Here is a 14,950-nt window from a genome sequence, read left to right as displayed (position 1 = left end):
GATGAAATCAATCGCCAGACTCTTCCCCGGTGATGCCATCATCCGTTTGCAATGCGTGATTATCATCGTTGTCGCGGTGGTCTTTTCTGCGCTGCTCGGCAGTCGCTTTTTCAGCGTCGCCAACTTCCAGTCCATCGGCTCGCAGCTACCGATCCTTGGCATGCTGGCGCTGGGCATGGGCATTACCATGCTGACTGGCGGCATCAACCTGTCGATTATTGCCGGTGCGAATGCCTGTTCGCTGGTGATGGCTGCGGTAATTGTCACTCATCCCGACAATCCACTGTTTCTCGCGCTGGCGCTGCTGGCGGGTTTGCTGGTGGCCGTGGCGATTGGCGCACTGAATGGCGCGCTGGTGGCGTGGGTCGGCGTTTCGCCCATTCTTGCCACGCTTGGCACCATGACGCTGATTTCCGGCCTTAACATTTTGTTCTCCAACGGCACGGTCATTTCCGGCTTTCCGGCTGCGATCCAGTTTCTCGGCAATGCCACGCTGCTCGGTATTCCGGTGGCGCTGTTGCTGTTTATTGTGGTGGCGCTGCTGCTGTGGGTATTGCTGGAACATACTACGCTTGGCCGCAGCCTTTATCTGGTGGGATCGAACGAACAGGCGACGCGTTTTAGCGGCGTGAACACCGTGCGGGTGCAGATTTCCGTTTATGTCATCTCGGCATTGTTGGGTTGGGTGGCCGCCATTCTGATGATGGCGAAATTCAACTCCGCGAAAGCAGGCTACGGCGAATCTTATCTTCTGGTGACCATTCTGGCGTCGGTGCTGGGTGGGATTAACCCGGACGGCGGCTTCGGGCGCGTGCTGGGGTTAGTGCTGGCGCTGGTGGTGCTGCAAATGCTGGAGAGCGGCTTTAACTTATTGGGCATCAGCAGTTATCTGACGATGGCGCTCTGGGGCGCGGTGCTGATCCTCTTTATCGCATTACAAAATCGTAAAGCCTGATCTCAGGAGAAAAAGAATGGCGAGCTACTTTATTGGTGTGGATGTAGGAACCGGCAGCGCCCGCGCAGGCGTCTTTGATTTGACCGGCAGGATGGTCAGCCAGGCGAGCCGGGCCATTGAGATCTATCGTCCGCAGGCCGACTTTGTTGAGCAATCCTCGGACAATATCTGGCAGGCGGTGTGCAACGCCGTGCGTGACGCGGTGAATCAGGCGGATATCAACCCGATCCAGGTTAAAGGGCTGGGTTTTGACGCCACCTGTTCGCTGGTGGTGCTCGACAAAGAGGGCAACCCGCTGACGATTAGCCCGTCCGGGCGCAGCGAGCAGAACATTATCGTGTGGATGGATCATCGCGCAATCTCGCAGGCCAACCGCATCAACGCCACGCACCACCGGGTGCTGGATTACGTCGGCGGCATTATCTCGCCGGAGATGCAAACCCCCAAGCTGCTGTGGCTGAAACAGCATATGCCAAACACCTGGGCGAACGCCGGTTACTACTTTGATCTGCCTGATTTTCTGACCTGGCGGGCGACCGGCGATGATACCCGCTCACTTTGCTCAACGGTGTGTAAGTGGACGTACATGGGCCACGAAGACAAGTGGGACAACAGCTATTTCCATGAAATTGGGCTCGAAGATCTGCTGGAACATGACGCCGAAAAAATTGGCCGCTATGTGAAAACCATGGGCGAACCGCTGGGGCGCGGGCTGACGCAGCGCGCGGCAACAGAGATGGGGTTGATGCCGGGCACGGCGGTAAGCGTGTCGATTATTGATGCTCACGCGGGCACGCTCGGTACGCTCGGCGCCAGCGGCGTTTCTGGTGAAGTGGCGGATTTCGACCGGCGTATCGCGCTGATTGGCGGCACCTCCACCGGGCATATGGCGATCTCTGCGCAGGCACGCTTTATTGGCGGCGTATGGGGGCCATACTACTCGGCGGTGCTGCCGGGTTACTGGCTGAATGAGGGCGGGCAGTCGGCAACCGGCGCGCTGATCGACCATATTATTCAGTCGCATCCGTGCTACGAAACGCTGCTTAGCCAGGCGAAAACTCAGGGGCAAACCATTTACGAAGTACTGAACGCATTGTTGCGGAAAATGGCGGGCGAGCCGGAGAATATTGCGTTTCTGACCCGTGATATTCATATTCTGCCGTACTTCCACGGCAACCGTTCGCCGCGCGCTAATCCAACATTAACCGGCGTCATCAGCGGGTTAAAGTTGTCGCGCACGCCGGAAGATATGGCGCTGCAGTACCTGGCGACCATCCAGGCCATTGCGCTGGGGACGCGGCATATTATTGAGACCATGAATCAGAGTGGTTACAGCATCGATACGGTGATGGCCAGCGGTGGCGGCACCAAAAACCCGATCTTTGTGCAGGAGCATGCTAACGCGACAGGCTGTGCGATGTTGTTGCCGGAGGAGAGCGAAGCGATGCTGCTCGGCGGCGCGATGATGGGCACCGTGGCGGCCGGGGTGTTTGATAGCTTCCCGGAAGCGATGGCGGCGATGAGCCGTATCGGTAAAACCGTCACGCCGCAGACTAATCGCATTAAGCAGTATTACGATCGTAAATACACTGTGTTCCACGAGATGTATCAGGATCATATGAAGTACCGCGCGTTAATGCAGGAGCCGACATGAGCAGTAGCTGGCAGCAGGCCTGCGCCGCGTGGCAAATCTACAGCGAAGAGATGGCGGCGCTGAACCGCCACCTTAACCAAACACAGTGGCAGGCGCTGATGGCGGAACTGCGCGGTTGTCGCGGCAAAATTGCGGTAACGGGCGTTGGCACTTCTGGCATTGCGGCCCGTAAAATCGCCCATATGCTGGCCTGCGTTGAGCGTCCGGCGATGTATCTCAATGCCACCGATGCTGCGCACGGCGATTTGGGTTTTCTTGATGCCAATGATGTGGTGATTATGCTGTCGCGCGGCGGGAATTCCGATGAGCTGACGCGGCTGCTGCCGGGGCTGGCGGCGAAAGGCGTGGCGCTTATCAGTGTCACGGAAAACCCGGATTCAGCGATAGCACAGGCCTCACGGCTGGTGATTTCAACCGGCGTTCGCCGCGAGATCGATCCGCTGAACATGCTGGCAACCACCTCGATTGTGCTGGCGCTGGCGATATTCGATGCCGCCTGCGCATGTCTGATGAGCGAAAGCGGTTATTCGAAGGAAACATTACTTGCCGTGCATCCCGGCGGCGATGTCGGATTAACGTTAAGCAAAAAAGCGCCGTAAGGCGCTTTTTTATTGTCGACGATCCGTAGACCCGATAGCGCAACACTATCGGGCCTCTCTGTCGGTTTACCCAATGGTCATCAGGCTGGCATTACCACCAGCGGCGGCGGTGTTGACGCTTAACGAACGCTCCAGCCACAGGCGTTCGAGCAGGATATGGCTTTCCCCGCGAGCAAAACCCTGCACCGAGACAATTGCGCCATCGCGTGCGGCGACGTTTTCACACAGCGTAACCAGTTGATCGGAATCGCCATGGAAAATCACTGCGTCAAACGCCTGCGTCATTAGCGCATCGGCTTTGGCGAACTGGATGCGTGCGCTGACGATCGGCGGAAACTGTTTCGCCAGATCGCGATGCAGCGTGTCATCCGGCCACAACAGCTGGCTGCCGCAGGCGATTACTGCCGCCAGTTGTACCAGCGCATCCTGTTCGTTATCCGCAATGCAGAGCACGCGCTCGCGCGGTACCAGTGTCCAGCTATTACGCTCGCCGGTCGGGCCTGCCAGCAGACGCTGCGTTCCGCTCTGCGCCAGCTCACCAAACTGACGGCACAGCACCTGTAACGCCGGACGATCGGCGGCCCACGCGCTAAGCGCTTCCAGCGGTTGCGCCATCGCGTTTTTCAACTGGGCATCCAGCGGCGCGGTAGCATCATGACGGGCGAGCGTTTTCAGTACCGCATTTTCCGGGCGGCTACCGAGCAGGCGATAGAGATAGAGCGGCCCGCCCGCTTTCGGCCCGGTGCCGGATAACCCTTCGCCACCAAACGGCTGCACGCCAACTACTGCGCCAACCATATTGCGGTTAACGTACAGGTTGCCGACGCGCGCGCTGCCGGTCACCTGGGCGATGGTTTCATCAATGCGCGTATGCACGCCGAGCGTCAGACCGTAGCCGGAAGCATTGATCTGCTCAATCAACTGCGGTAACTGATTACGGCTGTAGCGCACCACGTGCAGCACCGGCCCGAAGACCTCTTTTTGCAGCTCGTCGAAGCTCTCCAGCTCAATCAACGTTGGCGCCACGAAGGTGCCGGTACGCCATTCCCGCGCATCTTCGCTGTTTTCGCGCATTGCCTGGAATACATTGCGCCCTTTGGCCTGCATCGCCTGAATATGTTTGTCGATATTCGCTTTCGCTTCGGCATCGATCACCGGACCGATATCGGTGGTCAGACGGCCTGGATTGCCCATCCGGCATTCGGCCATTGCACCACGTAACATGGTCAGCGTGTGATCGGCAATCTCTTCTTGCAGGCACAGCACGCGTAGCGCCGAACAGCGCTGTCCGGCACTGTCGAACGCGGAGGCCAGCACATCGACAACCACCTGTTCGGTAAGCGCTGACGAATCGACAATCATCGCGTTCATACCGCCGGTTTCGGCGATGAGCGGCGTCGGACGGCCCTGCGCATCGAGCCGCGTGGCGATGGTGCGTTGCAGCAGGCTGGCCACTTCGGTTGAGCCGGTGAACATCACGCCGCGCACCCGCGCATCGGAGGTGAGCCGTGCGCCGACGGTTTCGCCACGCCCTGGCAGTAATTGCAATACCCCGGCGGGTACGCCCGCTTCCAGCAGAATTGCCACGCCTTGCGCGGCGATCAGCGGGGTTTGTTCTGCGGGTTTTGCCAGCACGCTATTGCCTGCTGCCAGCGCAGCGGCAATCTGCCCGGTAAAGATCGCCAGCGGGAAGTTCCACGGGCTGATGCAAACCACCGGCCCCAACGGGCGATGAGTTTCGTTATCAAAATCGGCGCTAACCTGGCCTGCGTAATAGCGCAGGAAATCCACTGCTTCACGCACTTCAGCAATCGCGTTGCTGAAGGTTTTCCCGGCCTCACGTACCAGAATGCCCATTAACTGCGGCATCTGATCCTCCATCAGCACGGCGGCGCGTTGCAGAATGGCGGCGCGCTCCTGCGGCGGCGTGGCGAACCAGATGGGCGCATGATTAACGGCATTATTCAGCGCCTGTTCCACGTCTTCATCACGCGCTTCCACCACATAACCCACCACATCTTTCGGCTCTGCCGGGTTGATCACCGCGATCGGCTCGCCTTCCATCACCACCTGTTCCAGCATCGGACGGGCATACCATTTCTGCGTGGCGCTGTTCAGCAACGAGGAAGAGAGCGATGCCAGCCGGTGTTCATTCGCCAGATCCAGACCGGCGGCGTTGATGCGTCCTTCACCATACAGGGCGCGGGGCAGGGGGATCTTCGGATGTGGCAGACCGACCTGGCCTTCCTGAGTAGCCAGCTTTTCCACTTCTGCTACCGGGTCAGCCACCAGCGCATCCAGCGGCAATGTGGTATCGGCAATGCGGTTAACAAAGGAGGTGTTGGCACCGTTTTCCAGCAGACGCCGCACCAGGTAGGCCAGCAGGGTTTCATGCGTCCCAACTGGCGCATAAATGCGGCACGGGCGGTTCAGTTTGCCGTCGGCAATTTTCCCTACCACCTGCTCGTACAGCGGTTCGCCCATGCCATGCAGGCACTGGAATTCATACTGCCCGGGGTAGTAGTTTTGCCCGGCAAGCTGGTAAATCGCCGCCAGCGTATGGGCGTTGTGGGTGGCGAACTGCGGGTAGATCAGGTTTGGCACCGCGAGTAATTTTTTCGCGCAGGCGAGGTAAGAGACATCGGTGTACACCTTGCGCGTATACACCGGATAACCCTCCAGCCCTTCCATTTGCGCGCGTTTGATTTCGCTGTCCCAGTAAGCGCCTTTGACCAGGCGGATCATCAGACGGCGGCGGCTGCGGGTTGCCAGGTCGGTCAGGTAATCAATGACAAACGGGCAGCGCTTCTGGTAGGCCTGAATCACAAAGCCGATACCGTTCCAGCCTGCTAACTCTGGCTCAAAGCAGAGTTTTTCCAGCAAATCGAGGGAGATTTCCAGACGATCGGCCTCTTCGGCATCAATATTGATACCAATATCGTACTGGCGCGCCAGCAGGGTGAGGGATTTCAGGCGCGGATAGAGCTCTTCCATTACGCGATCGTACTGCGCACGGCTGTAGCGCGGATGCAGAGCGGAAAGCTTAATCGAAATGCCCGGCCCTTCGTAGATCCCGCGGCCGTTGGACGCCTTACCGATGGCATTGATCGCCTGCTGATAGGAGACCATATAAGCCTGCGCATCGGCAGCGGTGAGCGCCGCTTCGCCCAGCATATCGTAGGAGTAGCGGAAGCCTTTCTCTTCCAGCTTGCGGGCATTCGCCAGCGCTTCGGCGATGGTTTCGCCGGTGACGAACTGTTCGCCCATCAGGCGCATCGCCATGTCCACACCTTTGCGGATCAGCGGCTCGCCGCTTTTCCCAATAATGCGGTTCAGGGCGTGCGAGAGATTCGCTTCGTTGTGCGTGGAGACCAGTCGCCCGGTAAACAGCAGGCCCCAGGTGGCGGCATTGACGAACAGCGACGGACTGCGGCCAATGTGCGACTGCCAGTTGCCGTTGCTGATTTTGTCGCGGATCAACGCATCGCGGGTGGCTTTATCCGGGATGCGCAGCAGCGCTTCTGCCAGACACATCAGCGCCACACCTTCCTGCGAGGAGAGCGAAAACTCCTGCAACAGGCTTTGCACCATGCCAGCACGGCCGGAAGCAGTTTTCTGATTACGTAATTTTTCCGCTAACTGGTAAGCCAGTTTATGGGCATTTTCCGCGACTGGCTGCGGCAGACGAGCCTGCTCCAGCAGCATCGGCACCGCATCGGTTTCCGCCCAGCGCCAGGCACCGGTAATAGCAGCGCGGGAGACAGACTGCGGCAGGATCTGCTCGGCAAAGTCGAGGAACGGCTGGTGGCTCTCGTCAGCCGGTACGCCGCTTTCTTCATCTTGTGACGCAGTCCCTGCCGTGGCGGCCAGTTCCGGTAACCCTTCGCTGCTCTCCAGCTTCTCAAGATAATTAAAAATGGCCTGTTTAATTAACCAGTGCGGCGTGCGGTCGATTGTCGCTGCGGCGGCTTTAATCCTTTCGCGCGTGGCGTCATCAAGCTTGACCCCCATCGTGGTGGTGCCCATGCTTTGCTCCTGTTTTTTTGGCTGTTTTGCGGTTCAGGCAGAAATATCCATCATGTTGCAACTTTGTGCAACCTTGTTAAATGTGACCTGGCTGGCAAGGTTAAAAATGAATTAAATGTTAATTACTGGTAACGGGAAAAGGCGCTGGATATTTCACTGGCAAAGCAGGTTTTATGCGGTGGGTAACACTTTTAAAAGGTGCAACCTGGAAAAGTGTGACACAGTACAACCTATCGCAAAAAGCTATCAAGCTCAGGATGAATTTGATGTAAATGCTGTGTTAAATCAATTGTGAATAAGTGAGGCTTCCGGCAGGATACGGGCGCTTCTGATAATCAATACGCGCCATCACTACGTTCCGGTGATGGATAAAGCAGCAGAATGATTTTGCTGACGAAGAACCCTGGAGACTCCTTAATGGCAATGAGCACACCGATGCTGGTGACCTTTCTTGTTTATATCTTTGGCATGATATTGATCGGGTTTTTCGCCTGGCGTTCGACGAAGAATTTTGACGATTATATTCTCGGCGGTCGCAGACTGGGGCCGCTGGTCACCGCGCTTTCCGCCGGGGCGTCCGATATGAGCGGCTGGCTGCTGATGGGGCTGCCAGGCGCGGTTTTTATCTCCGGGATTTCGGAAAGCTGGATCGCCATTGGCCTGACGCTGGGGGCGTGGGTCAACTGGAAACTGGTGGCCGGGCGTCTGCGCGTGCACACTGAAGTGAACAATAATGCGCTGACGTTACCGGATTATTTCACCGGTCGCTTTGAAGATAAAAGCCGTCTGCTGCGCATTATCTCCGCCGTGGTGATCCTTGTCTTCTTCACCATTTATTGTGCTTCCGGCATTGTGGCGGGCGCACGTCTGTTCGAAAGCACCTTCGGCATGAGCTACGAAAGCGCGCTCTGGGCCGGCGCGGCAGCCACCATTATTTACACCTTTATTGGCGGCTTCCTGGCGATTAGCTGGACCGATACGGTGCAGGCCAGCCTGATGATTTTCGCGCTGATCCTGACGCCGGTGATTGTCATTATTACGGTGGGCGGTTTCAGTGATTCGCTGGAGGTGATCAAGCAGAAAAGCATCGAAAACGTCGACATGCTGAAGGGGCTGAATTTTGTCGCCATCCTGTCTTTGATGGGCTGGGGGCTGGGGTATTTTGGTCAGCCGCATATTCTGGCACGCTTTATGGCCGCCGATTCCCACCATACGATTGTGCATGCGCGCCGTATCAGTATGATCTGGATGATCCTCTGCCTGGCAGGCGCGGTCGCCGTGGGTTTCTTTGGCATCGCCTGGTTCAATAACAACCCGTCGCTGGCGGGCGCGGTCAATCAGAACGCCGAACGTGTGTTTATCGAGCTGGCGCAACTGTTGTTCAACCCGTGGATTGCGGGCGTGCTGCTTTCTGCCATCCTCGCCGCGGTGATGTCGACGCTGAGCTGCCAGTTGCTGGTTTGCTCCAGTGCGATTACTGAAGATTTCTACAAAGCGTTTTTGCGTAAAGGTGCCAGCCAGACTGAGCTGGTGTGGGTGGGCCGCGCAATGGTGCTGCTGGTGGCGGTAATCGCTATCGCGCTGGCGGCAAACCCGGAAAACCGCGTGCTGGGGCTGGTAAGTTACGCGTGGGCCGGTTTCGGTGCGGCGTTTGGCCCGGTGGTGCTGTTCTCGGTGATGTGGTCGCGGATGACCCGCAACGGCGCGCTGGCGGGGATGATTATTGGCGCAGTAACGGTCATTATCTGGAAACACTACGGCTGGCTGGATCTGTATGAAATCATTCCGGGCTTTGTGTTCGGCAGCCTGGGTATTGTGGTGTTCAGCCTGTTGGGCAAAGCGCCTTCTGCGGCGATGCAGCAGCGTTTTGCCGAGGCCGATGCGCATTATCATTCCGCGCCGCCGTCCCGTTTACAGGCAGAATAACTCGCCATTGACGAAAAACCCGCTGCGGCGGGTTTTTTTATTGCTAAATAATTGTAATTACGCTGTTATCTCAGAACAAATAACAATGAGGATAGCAATATGAAGTTAAAGACAGGGTTCACCGCGCTTGTGGTTGCTGGTTTGCTGGCGGGCTGTGCGGCGCCAACATCGAAACAGAGTGTGAGCACGCAAACCTGCAAGGTTGAAAACCAAATGCAACAAACCACGCTCTATTACGGTTTAACCCGCCAGGGCGGTAAATTGATTACTGCTCAGGAGTGGCAACAGTATGTGGATAACGAGGTCACACCGCGTTTTCGTGATGGCCTGACGGCTTTTGATGCCCAGGGGCAGTGGCTGGGCAGTAACGGGAAGGTGTCGAAGGAACCGAGCAAGGCGCTGATGCTTATCCACAGCGTGGACGCACAAACTGACGCAAAAATTGATACGTTGCGCGAGATTTATAAATCGCGTTTCGCGCAGGAATCGGTGATGCGCGTGGATCAGCCGGTTTGCGTTCAGTTCTGATTTGAAGCCCCTCTCCCGCAGGAGAGGGGTAAATCACTTACAGCACAACACCCGCAAAAGCGGCGGAGAGCAGGCTCACCAGCGTTGCCCCGTAGACCAGGCGCAGGCCAAAGCGGGAGACGGCATTGCCTTGCCGCTCATTCAGCCCCTTAATGGCACCTGCGACGATGCCAATTGAGGCAAAGTTGGCAAATGAAACCAGGAACACTGACAAAATCCCCAATCCGCGTGGCGTCATCTGTGCGGCGATTTTTTGCAGTTCGATCATCGCCACAAACTCATTAGCGACCAGCTTGGTGGCCATGATGCTGCCAGCCTGCAACGCATCGCTGAGGGGAATGCCAACCAGCCAGGCCAGCGGATAGAAAACATAGCCGAGAATTTGCTGGAAACTGATACCGAATAGCGCAGAGAAGAGGGCGTTGACGGCGCTAATCAGGGCGATAAAACCGATCAGCATTGCCAGAATAATCATTGCTACTTTGAAACCAGCCAGAATATATTCGCCGAGCATCTCAAAGAAACTTTGCGATTCGTGGAGTTTTTCCAGCTTAATTTCCGGTTCCGCTTCCGGGCGCGTGGGATTAATGATCGACAGGACAATAAAGGTGCTGAACATATTCAGGATCAGCGCGGCGACCACATATTTCGCATCCAGCATGGTCATATAGGCGCCGACGATCGACAGCGAAACCGTCGACATTGCCGTGGCGGCCATGGTAAACAGGCGACGTGAAGAGAGGTCGGCAAGTATCCCTTTGTAGGCAATGAAATTTTCGGACTGACCCAGAATCAGCGAACTGACGGCGTTAAAGGATTCCAGCTTGCCCATACCATTGAGTTTCGACAGCAGGGTGCCGATCAGACGAATGAAAACAGGCAGGATCCGCCAGTGTTGCAAAATGCCGATCAACGCTGAAATAAAAACGATGGGACACAGCACGCCAAGGAAAATAAATGCCAGCCCTTTTTCGCTCATGCCGCCGAAAACAAAACCCGTGCCTTCACCGGCAAATTTCAGCAGCACTTCGAAGAAACCGGAAACATATTTAATCAGCGTTAATCCGCTTTGCGCGTGCAGGAAGAACCAGGCCAGCGCCATTTCGATGACGATCAATTGCAGAATAAAGCGAAAACGTATTTGCCGCCGGTCGAAACTTACCAGCCAGGCGAGTGCGAGGATCACCGCCAGCGCCAGCAGAAAGTGTAGGAAGTTAATCATATCTCTAATTTTGCAGGTGAATGGGGGAGTATTTAGCCATAGCCGCGAGATGGGGTAAACATAAAGTTAATGCTTTGTAAGCTAAGTTATCGCTTTATTTCAACCACTTCTGCATAAGGGCCGCTTCGCCTGGGGTAGCCTGCCAGCCGTTTACATTCAGTTATTATTCTTGTCATATTTCGCTTGAGTTTCTCGTTAGCGTAATGATAATCACTATCAATGCAATTTACTTTTCTTTGCAACCGTTGACTGCACATGACACCAGGGGCGTTCTCCATGTTTGTTCCATTTCTTATTATGTTGCGTGAAGGCCTCGAAGCGGCGCTGATCGTCAGTCTGATTGCCAGCTACCTGAAACGCACCCAGCGCGGACGCTGGATCGGGGTGATGTGGATTGGTGTTTTCCTCGCCGCCGCGCTCTGTCTGGGGCTGGGGATTGCCATCAACGAAACTACCGGCGAGTTTCCGCAAAAAGAGCAGGAGCTGTTTGAGGGGATTGTTGCGGTGATTGCTGTGGTGATCCTTACCTGGATGGTGTTCTGGATGCGCAGAGTGTCGCGCAACGTCAAAGTGCAGCTTGAGCAGGCGGTGGATAACGCGTTGGCGCGCAGTAATCATCACGGCTGGGCGCTGATTTTGATGGTTTTTTTCGCCGTCGCGCGTGAAGGGCTGGAATCGGTATTCTTTCTGCTGGCGGCATTCCAGCAGGATCTCGGTATCTGGCCGCCGCTTGGCGCAATACTTGGGCTGGCAACGGCCGTGGTGCTGGGCTTTCTGCTCTACTGGGGCGGGATCCGCCTTAATCTCGGCGCATTTTTCAAATGGACCAGCCTGTTTATCCTGCTGGTGGCCGCCGGTCTGGCCGCGGGCGCTATCCGCGCTTTCCATGAAGCCGGTTTGTGGAATCAATTCCAGGATGTGGCTTTCGATTTAAGCAACGTGCTTACCACGCATTCGCTGACGGGTACCTTGCTGGAAGGCATTTTTGGTTATCAGGAAGCACCGAGCGTGAGCGAAGTTTTTGTCTACTTTGCCTACCTGATTCCGGTGCTGGTGCTATTTGTTTTGCCTCCACGCTCAAGAGCGCAGCCTTCGCAGGCGGCTTCCTGAGGATATGCACAGCTTCGTAGTTACAACATACTTATTTAAGGGAAGGGTCATGGCTATTCATTTTCGTCGTAGTGCTTTGCAGGTAGGGATCGCGGCGCTGATGTCTTGCGCTTTCGGGGTACAGGCTGCGGATGTTCCGCAGGTGAAGGTCACGGTAACGGACAAGCAGTGTGAGCCGATGAACCTGACCGTTAACGCGGGCAAAACGCAGTTCATTATCATCAACCACAGCCAGAAAGCGCTGGAATGGGAGATTCTCAAAGGCGTGATGGTGGTGGAAGAGCGTGAAAACATCGCGCCGGGATTCAGCCAGAAGCTGACCGCCAATCTGCAACCTGGCGAATATGATATGACCTGCGGCCTGCTCACCAACCCGAAAGGGAAACTGGTGGTCAAAGGCTCGGCAACTGCGGATGCGGCAAAAGACGATGCATTGTTGAGCCTGAGCGGGGCCATTACTGATTATAAAGCCTATGTCGTGGCGGAAACCGCGCAACTGGTCTCCGGCACGAAAGCCTTTACCGATGCAGTAAAAGCCGGGGATATTGAAAAAGCGAAAGCGCTGTATGCGCCAACTCGCCAGCACTATGAACGTATCGAACCGATTGCTGAACTCTTCTCCGATCTGGATGGCAGGATTGATGCCCGTGAAGATGATTACGAGCACAAAGCGGAAGATCCGAAGTTCACCGGTTTCCACCGCCTGGAAAAAGCCCTGTTTGGCGATAACAGCACCAAAGAGATGGGCAAATATGCCGATCAGCTCAACAGCGATGTGCTGGATCTGCAAACGCGCATTAACGAACTGGCTTTCCCGCCCTCAAAAGTGGTGGGCGGTGCAGCCGATTTGATTGAAGAAGTTGCAGCCAGCAAAATCAGCGGCGAAGAAGATCGTTACAGCCACACCGATCTGTGGGACTTCCAGGCCAACGTTGATGGCGCGCAGAAAATTGTCAATCTGCTGCGTCCGCAACTGCAAAAAGAGAATGCGGAGTTGCTGGCGAAAGTCGATGCCAACTTCAAGAAAGTGGATACCATTCTGGCGAAATACCGCACAAAAGATGGCTATGAGACGTACGACAAGCTGACCGACGCCGACCGTAATGCGCTGAAAGGGCCGATCACCACGCTGGCGGAAGATCTGGCGCAACTGCGCGGCGTGCTTGGGCTGGATTAACAATATGAAGCAACATGATGATCATGGCGTCAGCGAACCTTCGCGCCGCCGTTTACTGAAAGGGATGGGCGCGCTGGGAGGCGCGCTCGCAATTGCTGGCGGATGTCCGGTTGCCCATGCAGCAAAACCGCAGAGTGCGCCGGGGACGCTGTCGCCGGATTCGCGGATGGAAAAGCAGCCTTTTCTCGGGGCGCATCAGGCCGGGATTTTGACGCCACAGCAAGCGTCAATGATGCTGGTGGCTTTTGATGTGCTGGCTGCGGATAAGGCCGATCTTGAACGTTTGTTTCGTTTACTGACACAGCGCATCACTTTTCTCACTTCCGGCGGTCCGGCACCGGATACGCCAAACCCACGGCTGCCGCCAATGGATTCCGGTATTCTCGGGTCGTATATCGCGCCGGATAACCTGACGGTCACCGTTTCAGTGGGTCAGTCTCTGTTCGATACGCGCTTTGGCTTGCAGGCGCAGATGCCGAAAAAGCTGCAAAAGATGGAACGCTTCCCCAATGATTCGCTGGATGCGGCATTGTGCCACGGTGATTTACTCATCCAGATTTGCGCCAATACGCAGGATACGGTGATTCACACGCTGCGCGATCTCATTAAGCACACGCCGGATTTACTCAGCGTGCGCTGGAAGCGGGAGGGGTTTATCTCCGATCATGCGGCGCGCAGTAAAGGCAAAGAGACGCCGGTGAATCTGCTGGGATTTAAAGATGGCACCGCCAACCCGGACAGCAGCAATAACGCGTTGATGAATGAAGTGGTCTGGGTCACCGGCGATCAAGGTGAACCGGCCTGGGCTGTTGGCGGCAGCTATCAGGCGGTGCGGATTATCCAGTTCCATGTTGAGTTCTGGGATCGCACGCCGCTGAAAGAGCAGCAAACGATTTTTGGGCGTGATAAACACTCCGGTGCACCGCTGGGCATGCAGCAAGAACACGACATTCCGGATTACACAAAAGATCCGGACGGCGATGTGATTGCGCTCGACAGCCACATTCGTCTGGCGAACCCGCGTACCAAAGAGACACAATCAAGCCTGATGATGCGCCGGGGCTATAGCTATTCGCTCGGGGTGACGAACTCAGGTCAACTTGATATGGGCTTGCTGTTTGTCTGTTATCAGCACGATCTGGAAAAAGGTTTCCTGACGGTGCAAAAACGGCTTAACGGCGAGGCGCTGGAGGAATATATCCGTCCGATTGGCGGCGGCTACTTCTTTGTTTTGCCTGGGGTGAAAGACGCAAATCACTATCTTGCCCAATCTCTGCTCGAAGCGTAAAGATCCTATCCTGCCCGCCTGCGGGCAGGATATTCTGTCATTCGTTGCATTTCGACATACTTTTTCTGCCATCCAGCTATCATTTTTTCGTATTAGAAAGTATCTGTTATCTTTCTGTAATATTCATATCAGAGACTCTTTGCAACAACGCAGGGCGCTTGCACGTTATGAGTAGGTAAAAATAATGTTGCAATGATGCTAAGTTTTGATGTAATTAGTTTAAAGCGTTTTTCCCTGCGGTGATGAAGTTCTTCAGGAGATCGCGGATGGTAAAGTCCTGTAGCGGACACTCAAAAAGACCACGTAAGACCCGGCACGGAGAAACCCCCTCCGGCAATGACTTCTTCGCCCCTGAATTTTCCTCCTCTTTGTTCATACCCGATTTCAACGATGTGACCGGCGATGATGCCTGTCGCTCAGCCACATCATATTCAAAGGCAAGACAAGGCTTACAAGGAAGCCAAC

At 55.7% G+C, this 14,950-nt stretch carries 10 protein-coding genes; 8 read left to right on the top strand and 2 right to left on the bottom strand.

Annotation, left to right across the window (positions count from 1 at the left end):
* The first annotated feature begins 1 nt into the window (after position 1).
* From CWM66_RS03380 to CWM66_RS03370, 3 genes are read left to right on the top strand one after another with little or no spacing between them, the layout of a single operon-like run.
* Complete coding sequence (locus tag CWM66_RS03380; protein WP_071920613.1) at positions 2 to 955, top strand: ABC transporter permease; 954 nt, start codon at positions 2 to 4, stop codon at positions 953 to 955.
* Positions 956 to 971: 16 nt separating this feature from the next.
* Complete coding sequence (locus tag CWM66_RS03375; protein WP_007374339.1) at positions 972 to 2,609, top strand: FGGY-family carbohydrate kinase; 1,638 nt, start codon at positions 972 to 974, stop codon at positions 2,607 to 2,609.
* Positions 2,606 to 3,208, top strand: a complete 603-nt coding sequence (locus tag CWM66_RS03370; protein ID WP_007374340.1) for an SIS domain-containing protein — start codon at positions 2,606 to 2,608, stop codon at positions 3,206 to 3,208. Before CWM66_RS03375 ends, CWM66_RS03370 begins: the two co-directional genes overlap by 4 nt.
* A 66-nt stretch (positions 3,209 to 3,274) precedes the next feature.
* Here CWM66_RS03370 and putA read toward each other — a convergent pair whose 3' ends face one another.
* The gene (gene putA / locus CWM66_RS03365) at positions 3,275 to 7,234 is read right to left on the bottom strand and encodes a trifunctional transcriptional regulator/proline dehydrogenase/L-glutamate gamma-semialdehyde dehydrogenase (RefSeq protein WP_007374341.1); all 3,960 of its coding nucleotides are present in this window, start codon (positions 7,232 to 7,234) and stop codon (positions 3,275 to 3,277) included.
* A 417-nt stretch (positions 7,235 to 7,651) separates the two neighbouring features.
* Between putA and putP the strand changes: the two genes are divergently transcribed.
* Both putP and CWM66_RS03350 read left to right on the top strand, forming a co-directional pair.
* Positions 7,652 to 9,160 carry a sodium/proline symporter PutP gene (gene putP, locus CWM66_RS03355; RefSeq protein ID WP_107146236.1) on the top strand — a complete coding sequence of 503 codons (1,509 nt, stop codon included), beginning with the start codon at positions 7,652 to 7,654 and terminating at the stop codon, positions 9,158 to 9,160.
* Between the two features lie 99 nt (positions 9,161 to 9,259).
* Positions 9,260 to 9,688 (top strand): DUF3574 domain-containing protein, encoded by a 429-nt coding sequence (locus CWM66_RS03350; RefSeq protein WP_072441011.1) that lies wholly within the window; start codon positions 9,260 to 9,262, stop codon positions 9,686 to 9,688.
* A gap of 37 nt (positions 9,689 to 9,725) precedes the next feature.
* Here CWM66_RS03350 and CWM66_RS03345 read toward each other — a convergent pair whose 3' ends face one another.
* Positions 9,726 to 10,910, bottom strand: a complete 1,185-nt coding sequence (locus CWM66_RS03345) for a NupC/NupG family nucleoside CNT transporter (protein WP_107146235.1) — start codon at positions 10,908 to 10,910, stop codon at positions 9,726 to 9,728.
* Positions 10,911 to 11,186: 276 nt separating this feature from the next.
* Here CWM66_RS03345 and efeU point away from each other — a divergent pair, with 276 nt between their 5' ends.
* Genes efeU through efeB form a run of 3 tightly spaced genes read left to right on the top strand, consistent with a single transcriptional unit; the run spans position 11,187 to position 14,485 of the window.
* Entirely contained in the window at positions 11,187 to 12,020 is an 834-nt protein-coding gene (efeU, locus tag CWM66_RS03335; protein ID WP_007374347.1) for an iron uptake transporter permease EfeU, read from the top strand.
* Positions 12,021 to 12,069: 49 nt separating this feature from the next.
* A complete protein-coding gene (efeO, locus tag CWM66_RS03330; RefSeq protein ID WP_071920618.1) occupies positions 12,070 to 13,197 on the top strand; it encodes an iron uptake system protein EfeO in 1,128 nt (375 codons plus the stop codon).
* Positions 13,198 to 13,201: 4 nt separating this feature from the next.
* Positions 13,202 to 14,485, top strand: a complete 1,284-nt coding sequence (gene efeB, locus CWM66_RS03325; RefSeq protein WP_071920619.1) for an iron uptake transporter deferrochelatase/peroxidase subunit — start codon at positions 13,202 to 13,204, stop codon at positions 14,483 to 14,485.
* The last annotated feature ends 465 nt before the right edge of the window (positions 14,486 to 14,950 follow it).

Origin of the sequence: Kosakonia sp. H7A (assembly GCF_003028445.1) — a bacterium.
GTDB classification, from domain to species: domain Bacteria; phylum Pseudomonadota; class Gammaproteobacteria; order Enterobacterales; family Enterobacteriaceae; genus Kosakonia; species Kosakonia radicincitans.
Note: the sequence above shows the minus strand (reverse complement) of the source record. Positions and strands in the feature narration are given on the sequence as shown.

Coding starts and splice junctions, on each gene's coding strand:
- putA (WP_007374341.1), bottom strand. CDS start 7,234: ATGGGCACCACCACGATGGGGGTCAAGCTTGATGACGCCACGCGCGAA.
- efeB (WP_071920619.1), top strand. CDS start 13,202: ATGAAGCAACATGATGATCATGGCGTCAGCGAACCTTCGCGCCGCCGT.
- CWM66_RS03375 (WP_007374339.1), top strand. CDS start 972: ATGGCGAGCTACTTTATTGGTGTGGATGTAGGAACCGGCAGCGCCCGC.
- putP (WP_107146236.1), top strand. CDS start 7,652: ATGGCAATGAGCACACCGATGCTGGTGACCTTTCTTGTTTATATCTTT.
- CWM66_RS03345 (WP_107146235.1), bottom strand. CDS start 10,910: ATGATTAACTTCCTACACTTTCTGCTGGCGCTGGCGGTGATCCTCGCA.
- efeO (WP_071920618.1), top strand. CDS start 12,070: ATGGCTATTCATTTTCGTCGTAGTGCTTTGCAGGTAGGGATCGCGGCG.
- efeU (WP_007374347.1), top strand. CDS start 11,187: ATGTTTGTTCCATTTCTTATTATGTTGCGTGAAGGCCTCGAAGCGGCG.
- CWM66_RS03350 (WP_072441011.1), top strand. CDS start 9,260: ATGAAGTTAAAGACAGGGTTCACCGCGCTTGTGGTTGCTGGTTTGCTG.
- CWM66_RS03380 (WP_071920613.1), top strand. CDS start 2: ATGAAATCAATCGCCAGACTCTTCCCCGGTGATGCCATCATCCGTTTG.
- CWM66_RS03370 (WP_007374340.1), top strand. CDS start 2,606: ATGAGCAGTAGCTGGCAGCAGGCCTGCGCCGCGTGGCAAATCTACAGC.